Source organism: Flavobacterium chilense (assembly GCF_001602525.1).
Lineage (GTDB): Bacteria > Bacteroidota > Bacteroidia > Flavobacteriales > Flavobacteriaceae > Flavobacterium > Flavobacterium chilense.
This window is the reverse complement of record NZ_LSYT01000002.1, coordinates 118,961-139,672: the sequence shown is the minus strand read 5'-3', so window position 1 is coordinate 139,672 and position 20,712 is coordinate 118,961. Positions and strand designations below refer to the sequence as shown.

Annotated in this window: 16 protein-coding genes and 2 tRNA genes; 15 read left to right on the top strand and 3 right to left on the bottom strand. The window is 33.7% G+C overall.

The genetic code is table 11. The features are described 5' to 3' along the window. The first annotated feature begins 40 nt into the window (after positions 1 to 40). From A4F88_RS05645 to A4F88_RS05635, 3 genes are all read left to right on the top strand, one after another. Entirely contained in the window at positions 41 to 715 is a 675-nt protein-coding gene (locus tag A4F88_RS05645; protein ID WP_068841582.1) for a hypothetical protein, read from the top strand. 17 nt (positions 716 to 732) lie between these two features. Further along, positions 733 to 2,259 (top strand): Dyp-type peroxidase, encoded by a 1,527-nt coding sequence (locus A4F88_RS05640; RefSeq protein WP_068841581.1) that lies wholly within the window; start codon positions 733 to 735, stop codon positions 2,257 to 2,259. Between the two features lie 370 nt (positions 2,260 to 2,629). Further along, positions 2,630 to 3,382, top strand: a complete 753-nt coding sequence (locus A4F88_RS05635; RefSeq protein ID WP_068841580.1) for a hypothetical protein — start codon at positions 2,630 to 2,632, stop codon at positions 3,380 to 3,382. 62 nt (positions 3,383 to 3,444) lie between these two features. On the opposite strand, the gene A4F88_RS05630 is transcribed toward A4F88_RS05635, so the two are convergent. The 3 genes from A4F88_RS05630 to rseP form a co-directional block, all read right to left on the bottom strand. Beyond that, positions 3,445 to 3,518, bottom strand: a tRNA-Asn gene (locus A4F88_RS05630). A gap of 38 nt (positions 3,519 to 3,556) precedes the next feature. Then, a tRNA-Asn gene (locus A4F88_RS05625) sits at positions 3,557 to 3,630 on the bottom strand. Between the two features lie 83 nt (positions 3,631 to 3,713). Continuing rightward, positions 3,714 to 5,057, bottom strand: a complete 1,344-nt coding sequence (gene rseP, locus A4F88_RS05620) for an RIP metalloprotease RseP (RefSeq protein WP_068841579.1) — start codon at positions 5,055 to 5,057, stop codon at positions 3,714 to 3,716. A gap of 361 nt (positions 5,058 to 5,418) precedes the next feature. Between rseP and A4F88_RS05615 the strand changes: the two genes are divergently transcribed. The 12 genes from A4F88_RS05615 to hflX all read left to right on the top strand — a co-directional run bounded on the left by A4F88_RS05615 (position 5,419) and on the right by hflX (position 20,566). Continuing rightward, positions 5,419 to 5,703 (top strand): hypothetical protein, encoded by a 285-nt coding sequence (locus tag A4F88_RS05615; RefSeq protein ID WP_082815731.1) that lies wholly within the window; start codon positions 5,419 to 5,421, stop codon positions 5,701 to 5,703. Positions 5,704 to 5,768: 65 nt separating this feature from the next. Then, entirely contained in the window at positions 5,769 to 5,912 is a 144-nt protein-coding gene (locus tag A4F88_RS25370; protein ID WP_143155004.1) for a class IIb bacteriocin, lactobin A/cerein 7B family, read from the top strand. A gap of 24 nt (positions 5,913 to 5,936) precedes the next feature. Next, positions 5,937 to 6,101 (top strand): class IIb bacteriocin, lactobin A/cerein 7B family, encoded by a 165-nt coding sequence (locus A4F88_RS25120; protein ID WP_073075419.1) that lies wholly within the window; start codon positions 5,937 to 5,939, stop codon positions 6,099 to 6,101. Between the two features lie 411 nt (positions 6,102 to 6,512). Continuing rightward, complete coding sequence (locus tag A4F88_RS05610; RefSeq protein ID WP_082815710.1) at positions 6,513 to 7,655, top strand: HlyD family secretion protein; 1,143 nt, start codon at positions 6,513 to 6,515, stop codon at positions 7,653 to 7,655. After that, positions 7,655 to 9,805 carry a peptidase domain-containing ABC transporter gene (locus A4F88_RS05605; protein WP_068841577.1) on the top strand — a complete coding sequence of 717 codons (2,151 nt, stop codon included), beginning with the start codon at positions 7,655 to 7,657 and terminating at the stop codon, positions 9,803 to 9,805. The genes A4F88_RS05610 and A4F88_RS05605 overlap by 1 nt, the downstream gene beginning before the upstream one ends. A 115-nt stretch (positions 9,806 to 9,920) precedes the next feature. Then, positions 9,921 to 10,991 (top strand): NADH:flavin oxidoreductase/NADH oxidase, encoded by a 1,071-nt coding sequence (locus A4F88_RS05600; RefSeq protein ID WP_068841576.1) that lies wholly within the window; start codon positions 9,921 to 9,923, stop codon positions 10,989 to 10,991. Positions 10,992 to 11,117: 126 nt separating this feature from the next. Next, the gene (locus tag A4F88_RS05595) at positions 11,118 to 12,158 is read left to right on the top strand and encodes a Gfo/Idh/MocA family oxidoreductase (RefSeq protein WP_068841575.1); all 1,041 of its coding nucleotides are present in this window, start codon (positions 11,118 to 11,120) and stop codon (positions 12,156 to 12,158) included. 275 nt (positions 12,159 to 12,433) lie between these two features. Further along, a complete protein-coding gene (locus tag A4F88_RS05590) occupies positions 12,434 to 13,654 on the top strand; it encodes an MFS transporter (RefSeq protein ID WP_082815709.1) in 1,221 nt (406 codons plus the stop codon). Positions 13,655 to 13,921: 267 nt separating this feature from the next. Beyond that, positions 13,922 to 16,759, top strand: coding sequence for a peptidase associated domain and porin domain-containing protein (locus tag A4F88_RS05585; protein ID WP_068841574.1), 2,838 nt, complete (start codon positions 13,922 to 13,924; stop codon positions 16,757 to 16,759). Between the two features lie 20 nt (positions 16,760 to 16,779). Continuing rightward, positions 16,780 to 18,129, top strand: a complete 1,350-nt coding sequence (locus tag A4F88_RS05580) for a DUF5689 domain-containing protein (protein ID WP_068841573.1) — start codon at positions 16,780 to 16,782, stop codon at positions 18,127 to 18,129. A 93-nt stretch (positions 18,130 to 18,222) separates the two neighbouring features. Beyond that, positions 18,223 to 19,134, top strand: coding sequence for a hypothetical protein (locus tag A4F88_RS05575; protein WP_245179046.1), 912 nt, complete (start codon positions 18,223 to 18,225; stop codon positions 19,132 to 19,134). 193 nt (positions 19,135 to 19,327) lie between these two features. Continuing rightward, positions 19,328 to 20,566, top strand: a complete 1,239-nt coding sequence (hflX, locus tag A4F88_RS05570; RefSeq protein ID WP_068841571.1) for a GTPase HflX — start codon at positions 19,328 to 19,330, stop codon at positions 20,564 to 20,566. Positions 20,567 to 20,712: the final 146 nt, after the last annotated feature.

The following is a 20,712-nucleotide window of genomic DNA, read 5'->3' as shown; positions in this document are numbered from 1 at the left end:
AGCCTGAACAGAGTAGGACCATCAAATAAACAATTAAACCATGTCAACACCCCAAGTAATCACAGTACCCATTACAGATCAACAACATCTGTTATTTTTATTTATTCCTCTAAAAAAAGGCCGCTTAGCTGAGGCAATGGAAGCAGCCCAAAAAGTTAGAGAAGCAGCAGCTCCTGCAACTGCTCCAACCGGAGATTTGCGTAAAACGACCGGAGTACATTATTTTACAATTTATGCACAAGCAGACGGAACAGCAACTCCGGGAATACCTGTTCCGGGATTTCAGTCTTTTCCGGGAAAAGATGTATTGGTTGTCATGTCTATTTATGACGGACAGTTTGATGCTTATATCAGTGCTTTTTTTGAAATTGATGCTGTTGTACAAGGCTTAAACGGTTTAATGCTTTTAATGGATGAAACCGGAATTCCAAATGTAGACCCTAACGGAAAAACATCAGCAAATTATATCGCAAAAATGGGTGGAGTTAAGAAAAATGCTTTAGCGTTTTACTGTTTGCTAATGCGTTATAATTTTGGAGATCCAATTTTATCTGCCGGAGACAAAAACGGAAAATATGTTTTTGGAACAAATTTCCCGGGACTTACAGTAGCAAAAATTATTGATAACTATCCAGGTGCAGATAAAATATGGCCAGCGACTCCGGGTGAGGTAAGTTATGATTTTCCAAAAGCTCAAAAACCGGATTGTAAATAGTTTTAAATCTATAAACTATGAGCAATTCAAATCAGGTTGAAATGAACGATGTACAGGGATTAATATTACGGGGATATAATTTCCCGAATATCCGGTACATTATTTTTAGTATAAAAGATATCGCAGGAGCAAAAAAATTCTGTGCAGATCTCGCTTCAGGAACTGGTCTTGGAGGTTTATCTATTACCAATGCAGAACCATGGGAAAACATGGAAAAACCGGAGTATTGTCTTAATATTGGTTTTACCTATTCTGGTTTAGAAACTCTTTTAGGTTCAGATAATTGTAATGTAGTAAGTTATTATTCCAGTGATGAAGTCTTTTCGTCATTTACAGCAGGAGCAGTTAGTGATGCAGTTGCCATAGGTGATACAGGCGAAAGTGCTCCGGCCAACTGGTGGAAAAACGGAGGCTGGATACCAAAAGAACCGCCAAGTGCTGATGGGAGCGAGCTTCATATTCAATTAACACTTTTTACCTTAACGCCAGAAAACAGAGAGAAATATTATTCGACTTTGTTGAATATGATCGAAGAAACATCATCAGGACCAGCTGTGGTTCCGGTGTATTATCAGGATTCAGATCCTATAACTGTAGATGGAAATTCAGATTATGTACACTTTGGGTATCGTGATAGTTTGTCTCAGCCCCGTATTGATGATATTTTATGGAACAAGCCCAAAATGCTAAAATTAATGGGGGTAAGCAGTATCGACGACAGGCCAAAAGTTCCGCTGGATCGTTTTGTGATCAGTCAGGAGGCATCAGATTATAATGCACACACTTTATTGGTAAACGGTACATTTGCAGCCTTTAGATTGTTATATCAGGACGAAGCCAAATTTGAGGCATTTATTCATTCAGATAGTTCAACATCGCCTGAATTAATGGCTGCAAAAATGTGCGGACGCTGGCGCGACGGTACGCCGCTTGTTGTATCTCCTGATAAAGAAGATAAAAGTCTGGGAGAACCCAGTACCAAAAACTTTAATTTTACCAACTTTAATTACCTGGAGCCAAGCCCAAATCAGCAAGGCGATCAGAGTAGTGATGAGCTTGCCTTAAAATGCCCGTATGCGGCTCATATCCGAAGAGCAAATCCAAGGGACGACATAAACGTTACCGGAAACAATAACAATGCTCAAACACACAGGATTTTAAGACGTGCCTCTCCTTATGGACCTGTTTACGATCCTAATGAAAAACCGGGGATACAACGAGGATTAGTAGGGTTGTTTATTGGAGCGGTTCTTGATTTTCAGTTTCGTTTTGTTACCAAACTCTGGTTAGAATTAGGTGGCTTCAGAAACCCTGATGCTTCACCTAACAGCAGTGGTGTTGATCCGCTTTTTGGGCCACAAGTTGCTGATACTAATCCGGGCGATTTTACTTTTTCCTATAATAAAAATGGTACCTATAATCAAACTCCAAATCTTAGTCGTTTTATACGTACAGATGGAGGTTTATATTTGTTTTTACCCGGAATTACAGGTTTAAAGTATATTGCCAAAGGAACAATTCCACAGCCGGTTAGTACAGATTAAAAATGTGCTTACTTTATTAGATTAATTTAAATCAAAAAAGACTATCGTGAAAATGATAGTCTTTTTATGTATTCTAGTAAAACGGTTTAAATAGTGGGAAAAAGAATTACTGAAACTTTTAAAAAGTTGATGGTTTGATTTGTTTTTTTTATATAAAAATCAATTCTCTTTTAATTAATTCTTCGAATTTGTTTTGGTTTTTTATTGGTGTATGTGATCTTGATTTAGAAACCAAAATGTTTTAATTGTTCATTTTAACAAAGAAAAGTGACACTTAATCGGATTTGTAAGTATTATAAAACAAAAATGAGATAATTGAGGTATCTTCGCATGATTTTTTTTCAATAAGAATAACTTTTACCTACTTATCATGAAAGCTTATGTAATATACTTTACCACCATTATATCTGTTTTTTCTATTAAAAGTTTTGGACAAGACACTAAAAATTCTTCGATTATTGTAACAAAAGGTAGTGTGGTTTTGAAGACGGATAACACAGCCAAAGATGATCGTGTTATAGTAGGATATTATGTCGAAGAAACCATAAATGCAGCTTTTGGAAAAAGAGTGACTAAATACGAAGTTTCTAAACTAGATATGGTTTATACCAATGATCTTGGGCCAAATAATACCAGAGTAGTAACACCAATATACAGAAAAACAAAAACAAGAACAGCTCAGGGAATTCCATTCACCAAAACACTTGATACAGTTGCTGAAACAATCAGGCCAGTTGTTGTAGATGTAATTACTCCGGCAGAAATTCGAAATAATGCTGCCGAAACTGTTAAGCCTGTTGCAGTAAATGTAATTCCTCCATCTGAAGGGCAAAAATATTTAACCATAGATGTTGTTAAAACATACGCAAAGGTTTTAAGCAAAGGTTACAAATCAATCGAAATGCTGACGAAGGTTGCAGATCGGGCTTATTTTGAAGGAGATTTGACAACAGCGGCCAAATATTACGGAGAATTGCTAAATATGAATACAAAGTTAGATGCAATGTATTATTATCGTTATGCACAATCCTTAAAAGGAATTAATCAGGTAAAAAAAGGAGAGGAGATGATGAGGTTGTTCGAAAGTAAAAATATGGCTTATAAAGTATCTGCAATTAAATAATAGATTTATTGCTTTCCGTAAATAAAAAAAGACTATCATGAAATGATAGTCTTTTTTTTAAGCTCCCCCTCTTGGGCTCGAACCAAGGACCCTCTGATTAACAGTCAGATGCTCTAACCAACTGAGCTAAGGAGGAATCACCTTAAAGGTAAATATGTTTGCTAAAAAAAGTTGCTCCCCCTCTTGGGCTCGAACCAAGGACCCTCTGATTAACAGTCAGATGCTCTAACCAACTGAGCTAAGGAGGAAGTTGTTGCTCTTTTTAGCGAGTGCAAATATAGATCATTTTTTAGATTCTCAAAAACATTTTTGCACTTTTTATTAAATATTTTTACTTGCCAACAATTGCCTTGTAAATATCGTTTCCGTTCGCAAATAAAAGCAGTCCTATAAGTAAAACGAAACCAACCATTTGGGCATTTTCAAGGAATTTATCGCTCGGTTTTTTGCCACTGATAATTTCGTATAATAAAAACATCACATGTCCGCCATCAAGAGCAGGAATTGGCAATAAATTCATAACTCCAAGCATAATTGACAATAAAGCGGTGATAGACCAGAAAGTTTCCCAGCTCCATGAACTTGGAAAAATGTTAAAAATAGCTGCAAAACCACCTACTTGTTTGTATGCTTTTGTTTCAGGATTAAAAATCATTTTAAGTTGTTTTCCGTATCCTACTAATTGATCTTTACCTTTTGTTAATCCAACCGGAATCGATTCAAAGAAACTGTAGTTTTTAGTACTTATTTTATAGTACCCCAGTTTTTCTACAGACTCACTATTTAAACCAGCAAGACCAACTCCTAATTTTCCGTTATTAGAAACCTTAACCGTAATAGGTGTTTTTTTCAGGTCGCGTAAAACAACAGCCGGAATTGTTTTTCCTTTATTAACTTCTAAAATTGCTTTAACCTGGTCAAAATATCGTGCATCTTGTCCGTTAATACTAATTACGATGTCTTTCGGTTTTAAAGCGGTATTTCCTGATTCAGGAGTAACGGTAGCTATTGCAAAAGGAATCCTCATGTCTACCAGAGGTGCTTTTTTAAGCTTAGACAACTGGTCTACAAAATCTGTAGGCATTTTTATGGTTTGCTGTTGTCCGTTTCTTTCGATCAAAACTTCTTTTGCCATGATAATTTTCATGTTGATGTCGTTATCGAAATTTTCGATTTTTTGTCCATCTACAGCCAGAAATTTATCACCAGTTTTAAAACCTGCTTTTATCATCACAGGATTTTCAACTAAAACACCATCTTTTAAATCAGCAATTGCTACATAAGTATCGCCATAAGCAAACGCCATTCCAATATAAATAATAAATGCAAGGATAAAGTTTACTGTAACACCACCCAACATTATAATTAAACGTTGCCATGCCGGTTTAGAACGAAATTCCCACGGTTGTGGAGGCAAAGCCATTTGTTCTTTGTCCATGCTTTCGTCGATCATTCCGGAGATTTTTACATAACCTCCAAGTGGTAACCAGCCAATACCATATTCAGTTTCGCCAATTTTCTTTTTTAACAGTGAATATTTAACATCAAAAAATAAGTAAAATTTTTCGACTCTTGTTTTAAACAATTTTGCAGGAATAAAATGCCCTAATTCGTGAAGAATAATAAGTAAAGATAAACTCAATAGAAATTGAGAGAGTTTGATAACTATATCCATTTTGTATTTTTAGTTCGTATTTAACGCACAAAAGTAACGTTTCTGATTTAATTTATGACCGCAAGATAATACTTAAGGTTTTAAATTCTTGTTAATAATTACGCTTACTTATATAAATTAAGAAAAGCCCATCTTACTGTTTATCTATTAGTAACTTATTCGCTCTTAATGTTACAATTGTCTTATTGTAATACTCTTAAAGCTTTTAGAGGTTCTTTTTGAGTTAAATCTATTTTATATTCCATTTTTTAAAGAAAAATGGTAAGAATTACGGACTAATTTTCTTTTGAACTTAGAATAGTGATTTAATTAATTTCTTCTGCGTATGAATTTTATCAAACAAATTGAAAGATTAAGAAAGATGCACAAATTAATTTGTGGAGAAAAGACAGGTACTCCTAATGTATTTGCTCGAAAGCTTCAATTAAAAAGAAGCCAGTTTTATAATGAATTAGAGATTATTAAAGAACTTGATGGACCCGTTAAATACTGCAAGAAAAGAGAGACTTATTATTATGACACTTCTTTTGAGTTAATTGTAAATTTTTCGCTTAAAACCATTACAGAGATAGAATCGAAAGAAATTTTTGGAGGTTCTGGGTTCCGTCCAATTTTATTGGACGGAAGTCTGGTAGGTTTGCTATAACAAAATAGTTCTCGAGAAATAATTTTTGTAAAAATTTATTAATTAACTATTTAAATTTTAATATTATGGATTTAGAAGAATTAAACTTAGTTGAGTTAAATGTTCAAGAGGTGAAAGATGTTGAAGGTGGTTTTATTGTAGAAATGAATTTAGCAATTTTTGCTTTGGGATTCTATGTAGGGTATCATGATGCGGCTAGCGTTAAGTAATCAATAACCAGAAAAATTATAAATATGGAAAATTTGGAGGAATTCAATTTAATTGAATTAAAAAATGAAGAATTATTGGAAGTGGAGGGTGGTATCTTAGATATACTCGTTTCTGCAGTTGCACTAGCAGGAGCTGTTTATGGAGCCGGTTATGTGTGTGGAAAGGCTTATTATTATGCTACTCATTAATAATATGTAATTTTAATAGATTGGAAATGAATGGAATGTTTCCAATCTATTATTAGTGTTAAGTTATAACTAAATTATTTGTAACATGAATTTTTTAAGTAAACATCTTTTTGAAAAAGATCCTCAGCTGAAATTAATTTTTACTATAGTAACAGCTTCAGCTATTCTTTTTTTTGTTGGATATGTAACAGGAAAGGTCTTTTATTATTGTACCCATTAATAAAAGTTTTCTGTTTCTGTCAAGCATTGTATAGTCTTTTTGTAAAATTATTTGATGATCAGTTATAATATTGTTTTTTGTATTCGACTGGTTAAATTTGTGCAAACTTGCATATTATATATGCTATTAACTTCTTAAAAATATTCTCTTTTTAATGCTTTTTTAAAGAGAATATTCTTTTTATAAAAAAAATGAATTTCAGTTCAGACCCTATAAACACTCTGGAAAATCTTGTTTCCAAAAACAAAACAAAAAGCTTTTCCATCTACTTAATCATCCTTTTGTTTATTATTGTTTTTCTTGGACTTTTACCTGTTATAAAAATAGATATTAGTAGTCAGAGCCGAGGTATTATTCGTAGTAAGACAGATAATGTTCCTGTTTCAACCATGGTAAGTGGCAGAATTAATTGGATTGATTTAAAAAACAATGCTTTTGTAAAAAAAGGAGACACACTTTTAAGAATTTCAAAAGAAAATCTGGAGAGTGATAAAAAAACGCAGGATACATTATCAGAATCTGTTTCGGTATTATTAGATGACATTTCAGCTCTTCTACAAAATAAAACCAATCATTTATTGACAGCCGCAGCGCGAGAAGACCTATTGAAATTTCAGTTTGGAAAAAATGAATTGCAAAGCAAAATCTCACAAGCACAAATCAGTCACGACCGCAATAAAATTCTCTATGATAAAGAGATTATTGCCAAAGCAGATTTTGAGAAACTGGAATATGAATTGCGTTTAGCCAGACAAGCATTACAAAGTTATGTAAGCCAGCAAAAATTAACATGGGAAAATCAAAAAAGAGATTTAGAAGATCGTTTGAAAAACCTGAACGGAACGGTTGCTAAAATAAATGCAGAATCGAATAATTATATTGTTTTGGCTCCTGTTTCGGGTACTATAGAAAACTATTCAGGTATTCAGAAAGGTTCTTTTATCAATGCCTCACAATCGATTGCCACAATTTCATCAACAGATCATCTGCTGGTAGAATGTAATGTTTCGCCAAATGACATTGGTCTGATTAAGAAAAATCAAAAAGTAAAATTTCAGTTAGATGCTTTCAACTACAATCAATGGGGATTGCTGGAAGGGAAAGTAATCGATATTGACCGCAATATAACACTACAGAACGATCAGGCTTTTTTTAAAGTGCGATGTGCCTTAAATTCAAAAACCTTAGAACTAAAATCAGGTTATCAGGCTAATGTTTCAAAAGGAATGACCTTAACAACTAGATATATAATAACGAGAAGAAGTTTGTTCGATTTGTTATTTGACAAAATAGATAATTGGTTAAATCCAAAACAAATATCAAATAGTAAATAATGGCTTCAATAAAAATAAAACAACATGATATTAAAGATTGTGGTGCTGCTTGTCTGGCTTCTGTCGGAAACCATTTTAAAGTTAATCTGCCTATAGCCAGAATACGCCAGTTTGCCAATACAGATAAACGCGGTACCAATGTTTTGGGTATCCTAGAAGGAGCAGAAAAAATGGGTTTTACTGCAAAAGGCGTAAAAGGTGCTTTAGATGCATTAGATAAAATCCCGCTTCCGGCAATAGCCCATATTGTGACCAAAGAACAGCTGCAGCATTACGTAGTGATTTATAAAGTAGAGAAATCTAAAATTACGGTCATGGATCCTGGTCCCGGAAAATTGGAACTTTATACTTTCGAAGAATTTCAAAAAATATGGTCAGGCGTATTGATTCTCTTTGCGCCAAATGATGATTTTAAAACAGTAAACGAAAAAATCTCACCTTTAAAAAGATTCTGGAACCTGATTCAACCACATAAAACGATTTTACTTCAGGCTTTGGTTGGTGCCATATTGTTTACCATTTTAGGATTGGCAATGTCTGTTTATATACAAAAAATTACAGACTATGTTTTGGTAGACGGTAATAGAAATTTACTTAATTTATTGAGTTTTTCCATGATCTCCATTATTTTGCTACAGGCTTATATTGGTTCTAAAAAAAGCATTTTTGTGATGAAAACCGGGCAATTAATCGATGCTAAATTAATTCTGGGTTATTACAAACATCTACTGCATTTACCACAGCGCTTTTTTGATACCATGCAAATAGGAGAAATTACTTCCCGCATAAACGATGCTGTAAAAATTCGCTCCTTTATAAACGAAGTAGCCATTGAAATGATTGTCAATATATTTATTGTTATTTTTTCATTTGTATTAATGTTCACCTATTACTGGAAACTAGCTTTGGTTATTCTTCTTGTAATTCCATTTTACACAGCGATATATTTTATTTTAAATAAATTCAATAAAAAAGTCGAAAGAAATATCATGGAGAATGCAGCCGAACTACAAACACAATTAGTCGAAAGTATTACCCATGTGCGAACAGTAAAAGAATTTGGAATAGAAGAATTTTCGAACCTTAAAACAGAAAATAAATTTGTAAAACTCTTATTTACTACTTATAAATCAGGTTTAAACGGAATCTTTGCAGGTACTTCTACACAGTTTTTGGCTTCCGGATTTACAGTAGTTTTAATGTGGATAGGATCGGGTTATGTAATCGACAGGGCAATTACCCCCGGAGAATTGTTTTCATTTTATGCCTTGATTGGTTATTTTACGTCGCCTGTTGCTTCTTTAATCAATATGAATAAAACAGCACAAAATGCATTAATTGCAGCAGACCGGCTTTTTGAAATTATGGATTTAGAAAGAGAAGAAACAGAAAACAAGATCGAATTGCAAAAAGAAAATTTAGGGGATATAAGATTCGAAAATGTCTCTTTTAGATATGGATCACGTCTGGAAGTTTTTAAAAATTTTAATGCAATATTCAAAAAGAATCAAACAACTGCAATTGTGGGAGAAAGCGGCAGTGGAAAAACAACTTTAATCTCATTACTGCAAAATTTATATCCAATAAAAGAGGGTAAAATCTATATTGGAGAATATGATACAAAATTTGTTCATTATCAGAGTTTAAGAAAAGTAGTGGGAGTTATTCCGCAACAGCTTAATTTATTTTCCGGCAATATTATTGAAAATATTGCTTTAGGTGACTCATTTCCTGATATTCAAAGAATTTTAGATTTATCAAAACAATTAGGAATAACAGATTTCGTCGAAAAATTACCTCATGGTTTTGAAACACAGATTGGCGAAAATGGAGCCATGCTATCGGGAGGTCAGAAACAAAGAATTGCAATTGCCAGAGCATTATACAAAAATCCGGAAATTTTATTGATGGACGAAGCAACATCTTCATTAGATACCAGTTCTGAAATGATTGTTAAGCAAACAATAGATAATTTTAAAAAACAAGGCAAAACGATTATTATAATTGCGCATCGTTTGAGTACAATTGCGAATGCTGACACCATATTGGTTATGAAAAGCGGAGTTATAGTAGAATCCGGAAATCATTTTGATTTATTGGATAAGGAATCAGAATATTACAATCTTTGGTATAAACAGCATTTGGTTTAAATGTTTGTTAATTAATAAAGATTTAGATTTCTAGTTTTGGCAAGAAGCTTTAACTTTACTTTTTTAAGCACTATCATATCCAATTGGTAGCGTAAAACAACTAAAAGTTACATATATGGCTTCTTTATTATTCTCACCGCTTACCATAAAAAAAATTACTTTAAAAAACAGAATCGTTATTTCGCCTATGTGTCAATATTCTGCTGTTGACGGATTTGCAAACGATTGGCATCTCGTTCATTTGGGCAGCCGTGCAAGCGGAGGTGTTGGATTAATTATTCAGGAAGCCACAGCCGTTTCTCCCGAAGCCAGAATTTCCCCTTCAGATTTAGGAATCTGGAAAGATGAACATATCGAAAAATTAAAAACAATTAACGAATTTATTGTTTCTCAAAATTCAATTCCCGGAATTCAGTTAGCACATGCCGGACGAAAAGCAAGTGTTTCGGCACCATGGCTTGGAAATAAAAAATTAGATCTCGCTCAAGGCGGATGGCAAACTGTTTCTTCAAGCGCAATTCCGTATCATGATAATGAGTCTTTTCTTCCGGAAGCTCTGGACAAAAACGGAATTCAAAAAATTATTGCTGACTTTAAGGCAGCGACCAAAAGAGCTGTAAAAGCAGGCTATCAGGTAGTAGAAATTCACGGAGCACATGGCTATTTATTACATCAGTTTTTGTCTCCGTTAACCAATATCAGAACAGATGAATATGGAGGAAGTTTCGAAAACAGAATCCGCTTTACCTTAGAAATCGTTGAAGCAGTTCAGTCAGAATGGCCTTCAGATTTACCTTTATTCGTTAGAATTTCAGCAACAGATTGGGCAGAAGGCGGATGGAATCCTGAAGAATCGGTTAAACTCTCTAAAATTTTAAAAGAAAAAGGAGTAGACCTAATCGATGTTTCATCAGGCGGATTGGTTTCGCACCAGAAAATCCCTGTTGGTCCCGGTTATCAGGTTCCTTTTGCAGAACAAATCAAAAAAGATGCAAACATCCTGACAGGTACAGTAGGTTTAATAACAGAAGCCCAACAAGCCGAAGAAATTTTGAAAAAAGCTCAGGCTGATTTGGTTTTGTTTGCCAGAGAATCGTTGAGAAATCCAAATTTACCATTAGATTTCGCCAGAGAATTAAACGACGATATTCAATGGCCAAAACAGTACGAAAGAGCTAAATTATAGTAATTAATAGAATGTAAGCTTTTATTTGAACCATTAAGAGATTAAACTTATCAAGCGGTTAGACTTAATTTTTCTTAATCTCTTAATGGTTAGAAAGAAATAAACTTTATTTTAAAATAAACCAAAATGCAAAAAATAAAAACAGCACTATTATCATACGGAATGTCGGGGAAGGTTTTTCATGCCCCGTTTTTAGACATTCATCCCGGATTTGAATTATTGGGTTCCTGGGAAAGAAGCAAAAAATTAATTCAGGAAGATTATCCAACAGTAAAAAGTTATCCTTCTATAGATGAATTACTGGCAGACGATGTTGATCTGGTAATCGTAAATACTCCGGTAGGCACACATTACGAATATGCTAAAAAAGTATTATTGGCAGGAAAACATGCTGTTGTAGAAAAAGCCTTTACCACAACAGTTGCAGAAGCAGAAGAATTGGCTGCAATTGCTAAAGAAAAAGGTTTGAAATTAGCTGTTTTTCAAAACAGAAGATGGGACAGTGATTTTAAAACCGTTCAAAAAATAATTAACGAAAAAACTTTAGGAGATTTAGTCGAAGCAGAGTTTCACTTTGACAGATACAATCCTTTATTGAGCCCAAAAGCACATAAAGAAACGGTAAATGACGGAGCCGGAATCCTGAAAGATTTAGGTCCGCATTTAATCGATCAGGCAGTTTGTTTATTTGGTTCTCCAAAATCAGTTTTTGGTGATATACGTTATACCAGAGAAAACTCTCTGGTAGACGACTGGATTGATCTCTTGTTAATTTACGAGAAGTTCAGAGTACGCTTAAAAGCTAGTTTTTTTGTCAGAGAAGCAAATCCTGCATACACCATTCACGGTAAAAAAGGATCATTTTTAAAACCTCGTGGCGATGTTCAGGAAGACGAACTAAAGCTGGGTAAAAAACCAAACTTAGAATCCTGGGGAACAGAACCTGAAACACTGCAAGGGCTTTTACATACAGAAATTGACGGAAAAGAGATCCGGGAAAAAGTAACAACATTGCAAGGTAATTATTTCTCGTTTTTTGATGGTGTTTATGATGCTATTGCAAACAATAAACCAGAGCCTGTTACAGCACAAGACGGTGTAAAAGTAATGCAGATTATAGAAGCTGCAATTGCAAGCCATGCACAGCAAAAGGTAATTAATTTGTAGTGTGAAATTGTCCAAAGATTTAATGGATTAAACAGATCAAGACAGATGTATTTTTAATATATCTTTTTAAAATTATACAAAAAAGACGCACTATTATGCGTCTTTTTTTATTCAGAGAGATTGAAAACCTTTGTCTCTATGCACCTCTGAACCTTTACATCTAAAAAAGAAATTTATAAACATACAACGTTATAAATTCACTAACCAGTAAGGTTTGGTAGTCTATAAAGTAGCTTTTTAGTACTTTTATACAATCAATTAAAAAAGCATACATTTTGATCAATTTTAATCCACTAGCACTATTTCAGACCAAAGGTAAAATCAAGAAAGTTTACAGAGAAGCAAAAGCCTCTTATTTAAACCGAATTCGTTTTGCAGTTGGAATGTTTTATTTTGGAATGGGATTAAGTTTTGCAACCTGGGCGAGTAGAATTCCTGATATTAAAACAACTTTGCATCTGACGGAAGGTGATTTGGGTTCTATTCTTTTTGCATTGCCAATGGGACAATTGCTTATTATGCCTTTTTCGGGTAAAATGGTGACAAAGTTTGGCAGTCACAGAATCCTTATCTTTTCTTTGATTATGTATGTTTTATGCCTGATCAATCTGGGGTTGGCAACAACAGCTTTGCAATTATCACTGGGATTATTTTTATTTGGCTTATTTGGGAACTTGGCGAATATTGCCGTAAATACTCAAGGAGTTTATACCGAAGAGCTTTTTAGAAAAACAATTATGTCATCGTTTCATGGTATGTGGAGTTTTGCCGGATTTACAGGAGCTTTAGTAGGTTTAGGAATGTTGGCATTGAATTTATCACCATTACATCATTTTTTAATTGTTGCCGGAGTGGTGCTGTTAATGATTACTTTTAATTTTAAATTTTTGGTCAAAGCCAAAGAAAAAATAAAGAATAAAACCTCCGAAAAGAAAAAACTATTTGTAAAACCGGACAGTGCTTTAATCTGGCTCGGAGTTATCGGATTTTGCAGTATGGCGAGCGAAGGTGTTATGTTTGACTGGAGTGGTGTATACTTTAAAGATATTGTAAAAGCACCAGGACCTTTGGTGGTTTTAGGTTACACTTCGTTTATGATTATGATGGCAAGCGGACGATTTTTAGGTGACGGACTTATTAATAAATTTGGCCGTGAACGTGTTATGCAAATTAGCGGAGTCATGATTTCTGCCGGACTTTTTACAGCTGTTTTTCTCCCATACATTATACCATGTACCATTGCTTTTATGGTGGTTGGTTTAGGTGTTGCTACAATCGTTCCTACTGTTTATAGTATGGCAGGAAAAAATTCTACCGTTCCGCCGGGAGAAGCTTTAACAATAGTTTCTAGTGTAAGTTTTCTCGGATTTTTAATGGGGCCTCCCGTAATTGGTCATATTGCAGAAACTTTTGGGCTTCAGTTTTCTTTTGCTTTTATAGGTATATTTGGCGTTTTAATTGCCTTTATGGTTTCTAAAATTAGAACAACAGCCTAAACTTCATTTTACAACGATTGTTTCTGTATTTTTATTTTTAGAAGATTTAACGGTCATTAATCTATTTTTTATGTTTTATTTAACAGGAAATTATTTTCGTAATGTTTTTTGTTTATATTTGAAGCCTGATCAATATTATACCTCTTGATCTAAGAATTTTATTTTTCCAAAAACCAATTTTATCCTTTGATGCAAGGATTGATTGTTTTGTAAGTCAAAACAAGCTCAATCCAAGAAACGAATTATCAAAGTAAATTGGAATTTTTCATGACAAAAAAGTACTTTTTGTTTTTTATTGTATTGCCTTTCAGTCTTGCCTTTTCGCAGGAGCAAACTACATTCTTTGGAATTGTGATTGATGCTAAAACACAAAATCCTCTCGAGAATGTTGTAGTGAGTATTCAGAATTCTTCAATTACACAACTTACTACAGTTAACGGAAAATTTGAATTACATTCTCCAATTAAAGAAGAACAATTAGTTTGGTTACACAGTCAGGGATATAAAGATTTGCTTTTAAAATTGCAATCGAATTTCGGGCAAAAGGTCAATCTTGGAACATTGCAATTAGAAGATACTTTTTCTGATGAAGTTCCTGCAGCCTTGATCACATTATCAGAGAGTGATTTGTCGGATGATAATAGCTCTTCTGAAATGACATCGGGATTGTTACAATCTTCAAAAGATGCTTTTATGCAGGCTTCTGCATTCAATTGGGGACAAGCCAGATTTAGGGTTCGTGGTCTTGACAGTGAAAACGGAACCACAATGCTAAATGGGATGGTCATGAATAAAATTTACGACGGAAGACCACAATGGAGTAATTGGGGAGGTTTGAATAATGTGTTGCGAAATCAGGAATTTTCAGTTGGTGTGGCGGCCTCAAATTATACTTTTGGCGGCATTTTAGGAACACAGCAAATAGTTACCCGTGCATCGATGTATCGTCAAGGAGGACAGCTTTCGTTTTCCGGAAGCAATACAACTTATAATTGGCGTACCATTGGAACGTATGCTTCCGGAATGAACGCTTCAGGTTGGGCATATGTAATTTCGGCAGGAAAACGCTGGTCAGATGAAGGCTATTTTGATGGTACAAACTTTAAGGCAGAATCTTTTTTTATAAGTGTTGAAAGAAAACTAAATGCAAAACAATCGCTAAACTTCACCGGATTTTATACACCCAGTTCACGGGGTAAAAATTCAGCCAATACAAATGAAGTAACCCAGTTAACAAACGAAAAATACAATTCATACTGGGGATTTCAAAATGGGGAAAAGCGAAATGCCAGAATTAAAAAAGTCGAAGAACCACTGTTCATGCTGAATCATTATTTTAAGATTGATGATAAAACAAATCTCAGCTCAAGTATTATGTATCAGTTTGGAAAAGTAGGAAACAGCAATATCGATTATCAAAAAGCCAATAGTCCTGATCCTGTTTATTACCGTAAAATGCCAAGTTATTTTAGCTCACTGTACGGAAAAGATCAGGGAGAATTTTCAGGAGCATTTACACCAGATTATGAAAATGCAGAGAAAAGTAAAACACTTTTTCTGGAAAACACCCAAATTGATTGGGATGCCATGTATCGTGCCAATCAGAAAACAATAACAAATCCGGCAAATATAATTACAGCTTATGAGCCGGCACAAAGTCGTTATGTTTTGTATGAAGACAGAACAGATGACAAAACGTTTGCTATAAATTCGAACTTAAATACACAGCTTACGTCAAACATCTTTTTTGATGGCGGAATTACTTTTAGAAATTTAAAATCTCATAATTTTCAATATTTACTGGATTTATTAGGAGGTAAATATTTTGAAGATATCGATCCTTTTTATAGAGGAGATTTATCACAATCTGATTTACAAAATCCAGATAGATTGGTAAAAGAAGGTGATATTTACGGTTACAATTACAATTTTTTAGCCAACACCATCGATGCTTTTACCCAGTTCAGATTCTCTTATAATAAGACTGAATTTTATTTGGCGCAATCCTATTCGATGTCAACTTATCAAAGAGAAGGATTATATCAAAACGGAATATATCCCACAAACTCTTTGGGTAAAAGTGAAAAAGTAAATTTTGAAAATTTTGGTTTCAAAGGCGGTTTCACCTATAAAATTTCAGGCAGGCAATTACTATATATTAATGGATCACATCTTACAAGAGCGCCATCACTTCGAAATACATTTTTAAATTCCCGTTTAAATAATTCAGTTGTTGATGGTATCGAAAGCGAAAATATTTCAAGTGCAGAAGCGGGCTATATTTATCGTTCTCCTCAACTTAAAATGCGATTAACAGGCTATTATACTTTGATAAAAAACAGTACAAAAACCTCCTTTTTTTATGCAGAAGGAATTTTTGACAATGGAGCCGGATATGATGCAACTGATGGTTTTGTGAGTCAGACGCTAACACATCTAAATAAAAAAAATATTGGTATTGAATCCAGTTTTGAATATCAGATTTCACCAACATTAAAAACTGTTTTTTCTGTAGCTTATGGAAATTATACGATTGACAGTAATCCCGATGTTTTAATCACTAATGATGCCAATGCAGGAAAAGAAAACAAACAAACAACTTTCGATTTTGGTCAGGCCTATATTAAAAACTACAAACAAGCCGGAATGCCACAACAAGCTATTTCTGCCGGATTAGAATATAGAGATCCTAAATTTTGGTGGATTGGTGCCAATATCAATTACCTCACCGCAAGTTATATCGATGTTGCAGCTATTGCGAGAACATCACAATTTTATATCAATCCGGCCAATCAGTTTCCTTTTCCTGAAGCTACAGAGGAGAGAGGCACAGAGTTGCTAAAGCAGGAGAAATTCAATCCGGTTTCATTGCTCAATATCAATGGAGGTAAATCCTGGCGTGTTTATGGTAAATATGTCGGGCTCTTTGCAAGTGTCAATAATGCTTTAAATACGATTTATAAAACCGGTGGTTTTGAGCAGGCTAGAAATGCAAATTACCGGGCGCTTAATCAGGATCTTTCCAGCGGAACACCATCATTTGGACCTAAATATTATTATGGATACGGAAGAACCTATTTCGTAAATCTTACAATAGGTTTATAAACTTCAAAAACAAAATTATCATGAAGAATAAATTTTTAAATTCATTTACAGTATTATTAATATTACTTTTTTGCAATTGTAATAATGAAGCCGAAGCCCCTAAATTAGAATGCACACAGCCTGATTTAGCTGTAAATAAAACAGTTGAGAAAGTTCGTGAAGTTTCCGGTACAACAGCCAGACAATATGTATATAATGATATTATTGAAGCCTATGTAGTTTCAAGTGATGAAGGAGGTAATTTCTTTAAAACCATCTCGTTCCAGACTTTGGCAAAAGACAGATTTCCTGCTACAGGATTTAGTGTACCTGTTGATGCTTCAAATACTTATATTGACTATCGTGTAGGGAATAAAGTATATGTAAAACTAAAAAATCAATTCACAGATTTGTATTATGGAGGTTTACGAATTGGAAGTTTGTATGTGAGTAATGCCGGAGATCCTACTATTGGCAGAATTTCGCAAAATGAATATAAAAATGTGCTTAATGCTTCCTGTACCATGATTGATGAAGAACGATTAGTTTTACCATTAACAATAGAAGAAGCATTGAATGATGATAAATTAAATATATTAATAGAACTTCGTGATGTTGAGTTTACAGAGGCAGCAATTGGACGTCATTATTTTGAAGAAAATAATAATATTGGAGGTTCAACCAATTGGAATTTAAGAGATAAAACAGGTAATCAAATTATTTTCAGAACAAGTAGTTATGCCAGTTTTGCTGATCATTCAGTTCCGGAAGGAAGTGGGAAAGTCCGTGGAATTTTGACCAAATTTGGATCTGATTATCAGATGATGGTACGCTCCGATAAAGATGTTAAGATGGAAGGCAAGCGAAATATTCCGTTTTTTGCAGAAGATTTTCAGGCAGTAAAAAACAATGTAAATTTTGCTCTTCCGGGTTGGAGTAATATTGTAGAAAAAGCAACAAAATTGTGGAAAAGTATGGTATATGCCGGTAATGGTTATGCCGAATTTAATACGACAAGTACAACTGCAGCAGAAAATGTGGCCTGGTTGGTTTCTCCTAAAATTAACATGACGGGTTATAAAAATGCAGTATTGTCCTTTAGAAGTGCACAACATGATTTAAAAGTAGATTCTCCGCTGAATGCTCTTGAGGTATATGTTTCGACAAATTTTGACGGATCAAATATTACTAAAGCAAAATGGACAAAACTAACAGCAAATTTCCCAACCTTATCAACACCAGCACGTCAGTTTATAAGTTCTGGCGGAATAGACTTGTCTGCTTATTCTGGAAACATTCATATTGCTTTTAAATATATTGGATCAGGAAAAGATAAAACACTAAATGGGGCTTTTATGGTAGACGATGTTAAGATTTTTGGCGAGAAGTAGGTATTTCGTTTTTTAAAAATGAAATTAAAGCATTGATTTTTAGAGGATATTTTAATAGTGTACTGTTTTTGAGATTTAAACTGTTAAAATTTAATGGAATTTTGTATTTTGGTCATCCCAAATCAATACAAATACCACATGAAAACCTACTTTATCGCCATCATGATGATGGTTTTTCCATGCTTGTTGCACAGCCAGGATCAAAATGCACCTGTTCGCTTAAAACAAATTAACATTGTAAAAACAAATTACCAAAACTCTAAAGACGGCGAAATTGTAAATAAAACAGTCGTTTTTAAAGACGGAAAAATACAAACAATTACGACTTCAGATGTTGTGCAGCATTTTTTCTACAATAAAACCGGATTGCTGGATATGACAGTAAAAGATAAAGTTGGAAGCGACTGGAAAGAAGTAGTAAACTATACGTATGACGCTGATAACAACATTACAAAATTTGTAAAAAAATATCAGGAAGGAAACGATTATATTACCAAAGTAGTGACCTTTACATATGAAGGAGCAAGAGTAAAAGTAATTACTAAAAAGAGTACAAACCATCAGAATCTGGTTGAGGATATCGAATATATTGTTGAAAACGGAACCATTGTAAGACGTACTTCACGTGACAGAAACAAAGCAATTATTGGTAAAATCGAATATGTTTATGTTAATGACAATGTTGTAAAACATAAAGGTTTAGTGGGAGATAAAATTTCTAAAACCTATACTTTTGATGATAAAAAATCTGCGGATGCCCTGATTGTACAAAGCTTATTTGGTAATAATTATAAAGTAATTGTACCTATGATTTCTTATCATGAAGATGAATTTAGCTTTGAAGCAATTTCGTATAATAATGAAATGAATTTTAGCCCTTCATCTACAGCATTAGTTGCTGTAAGCCGTAAATACAAATACAATAAATTAAATTTTCCAATCTCATGTTCTCAGATTGAGGAAAATGGAATTGTAAAAACAGAAAAAACGTTTATTTACGAATAGACGTTTGAATATTCAATTTAGTTAAAAACCATTCCGAAATTAAATTTTGTTAGGATCAAACCTTAATGAGCTTTAATTTTTGAATGGTTTCTTTTTTTTGATCAGGTTATAATTTCCTAAATAGAACTTAAAAAAGAAATTCTATAAGGTATCGTACCTTACAAATCATTAAATTTGCACCTTATTCAAAGCTATGTTAGAAAAAGAAGTTATAAATTTTGAGAGAACTGCCATTGTTGGTATTATTACTCAAAATCAAAGTGAAGAGAAACTTAACGAATATCTGGATGAATTAGAGTTCCTGACTTTTACCGCCGGCGGAGAAGTGATGAAACGTTTTACTCAAAAAATGGAACGTCCAAATCCTAAGACTTTTGTTGGAACAGGAAAAATAGATGAGATCAATCTTTTTGTAAAAGAAAACAATATATCGACTTTAATCTTTGATGATGAATTATCACCATCTCAGCAAAAAAATATTTCGAGAATTATAGATTGTAAAATCCTGGACAGAACAAACTTAATTCTGGATATTTTTGCACAAAGAGCCGAAACCTCTTATGCAAGAACTCAGGTTGAACTGGCGCAATGTCAATATTTATTACCAAGACTTTCTGGTTTATGGACGCACCTTGAGCGTCAAAAAGGGGGAATTGGTATGCGTGGTCCTGGTGAAACAGAGATCGAAACCGACAGACGTATTGTACGTGATCGAATTTCGTTGCTAAAAGAGAAAATCAAAACGATTGATAAGCAAATGAGCATTCAGCGCAGCAATCGCGGTGCTATGGTGCGTGTGGCACTTGTAGGTTATACCAACGTTGGAAAATCTACTTTGATGAATGCTATTGGTAAAAGTGATGTATTTGTTGAAAATAAATTATTCGCCACTTTAGACACAACAGTTCGAAAAGTAGTGATTAAGAACTTACCCTTTTTACTTTCAGATACAGTAGGTTTTATTAGAAAATTGCCAACACAACTGGTAGATTCATTTAAAAGTACATTGGATGAGGTTCGTGAGGCCGATTTGCTTTTGCATGTGGTAGATATTTCACATCCGGATTTTGAAGATCATATCGAGTCTGTAAATCAAACACTGTTAGAAATCAAAAGTAATGACAAACCAACAATTATGGTTTTTAATAAAATTGATTCCTATAAACATTTGACAATTGATGAAGATGATTTGATTACAGAGAGAACCAGAAGACATTATACTCTCGAAGAATGGAAACAAACCTGGATGAGTAATGTTGGTCAGGATAAAGCATTATTTATTTCGGCTACACAAAAAGAAAATTTTGAAGAATTTAGAGAAATAGTCTACGAAGCAGTTCGTCAGATTCATATCACGCGATTCCCTTATAACAAGTTTTTGTATCCGGATTATAAAGACGCGATCGAAAAGGACGAAGAAGAGCAAGAATAAATTAATTTTACTGCAAAGAGCGTAAATCCTCATAAAAACAAAGTCCGCAAAGCTAAATCTAAATATAGCTTTGCGGACTTTTTATTTTTATAAAATAATTGATGAAAATCTTAGCGCTCTTTGCGGTAAAGTTAAGCAGTTTTGGG

Bases quoted from the DNA above. Each gene is read 5' to 3' on its own strand.
- A4F88_RS05645 (WP_068841582.1), top strand. From the start codon at position 41: ATGTCAACACCCCAAGTAATCACAGTACCCATTACAGATCAACAACAT.
- A4F88_RS05640 (WP_068841581.1), top strand. From the start codon at position 733: ATGAGCAATTCAAATCAGGTTGAAATGAACGATGTACAGGGATTAATA.
- A4F88_RS05635 (WP_068841580.1), top strand. From the start codon at position 2,630: ATGAAAGCTTATGTAATATACTTTACCACCATTATATCTGTTTTTTCT.
- rseP (WP_068841579.1), bottom strand. From the start codon at position 5,057: ATGGATATAGTTATCAAACTCTCTCAATTTCTATTGAGTTTATCTTTA.
- A4F88_RS05615 (WP_082815731.1), top strand. From the start codon at position 5,419: ATGCACAAATTAATTTGTGGAGAAAAGACAGGTACTCCTAATGTATTT.
- A4F88_RS25370 (WP_143155004.1), top strand. From the start codon at position 5,769: ATGGATTTAGAAGAATTAAACTTAGTTGAGTTAAATGTTCAAGAGGTG.
- A4F88_RS25120 (WP_073075419.1), top strand. From the start codon at position 5,937: ATGGAAAATTTGGAGGAATTCAATTTAATTGAATTAAAAAATGAAGAA.
- A4F88_RS05610 (WP_082815710.1), top strand. From the start codon at position 6,513: ATGAATTTCAGTTCAGACCCTATAAACACTCTGGAAAATCTTGTTTCC.
- A4F88_RS05605 (WP_068841577.1), top strand. From the start codon at position 7,655: ATGGCTTCAATAAAAATAAAACAACATGATATTAAAGATTGTGGTGCT.
- A4F88_RS05600 (WP_068841576.1), top strand. From the start codon at position 9,921: ATGGCTTCTTTATTATTCTCACCGCTTACCATAAAAAAAATTACTTTA.
- A4F88_RS05595 (WP_068841575.1), top strand. From the start codon at position 11,118: ATGCAAAAAATAAAAACAGCACTATTATCATACGGAATGTCGGGGAAG.
- A4F88_RS05585 (WP_068841574.1), top strand. From the start codon at position 13,922: ATGACAAAAAAGTACTTTTTGTTTTTTATTGTATTGCCTTTCAGTCTT.
- A4F88_RS05580 (WP_068841573.1), top strand. From the start codon at position 16,780: ATGAAGAATAAATTTTTAAATTCATTTACAGTATTATTAATATTACTT.
- A4F88_RS05575 (WP_245179046.1), top strand. From the start codon at position 18,223: ATGGAATTTTGTATTTTGGTCATCCCAAATCAATACAAATACCACATG.
- hflX (WP_068841571.1), top strand. From the start codon at position 19,328: ATGTTAGAAAAAGAAGTTATAAATTTTGAGAGAACTGCCATTGTTGGT.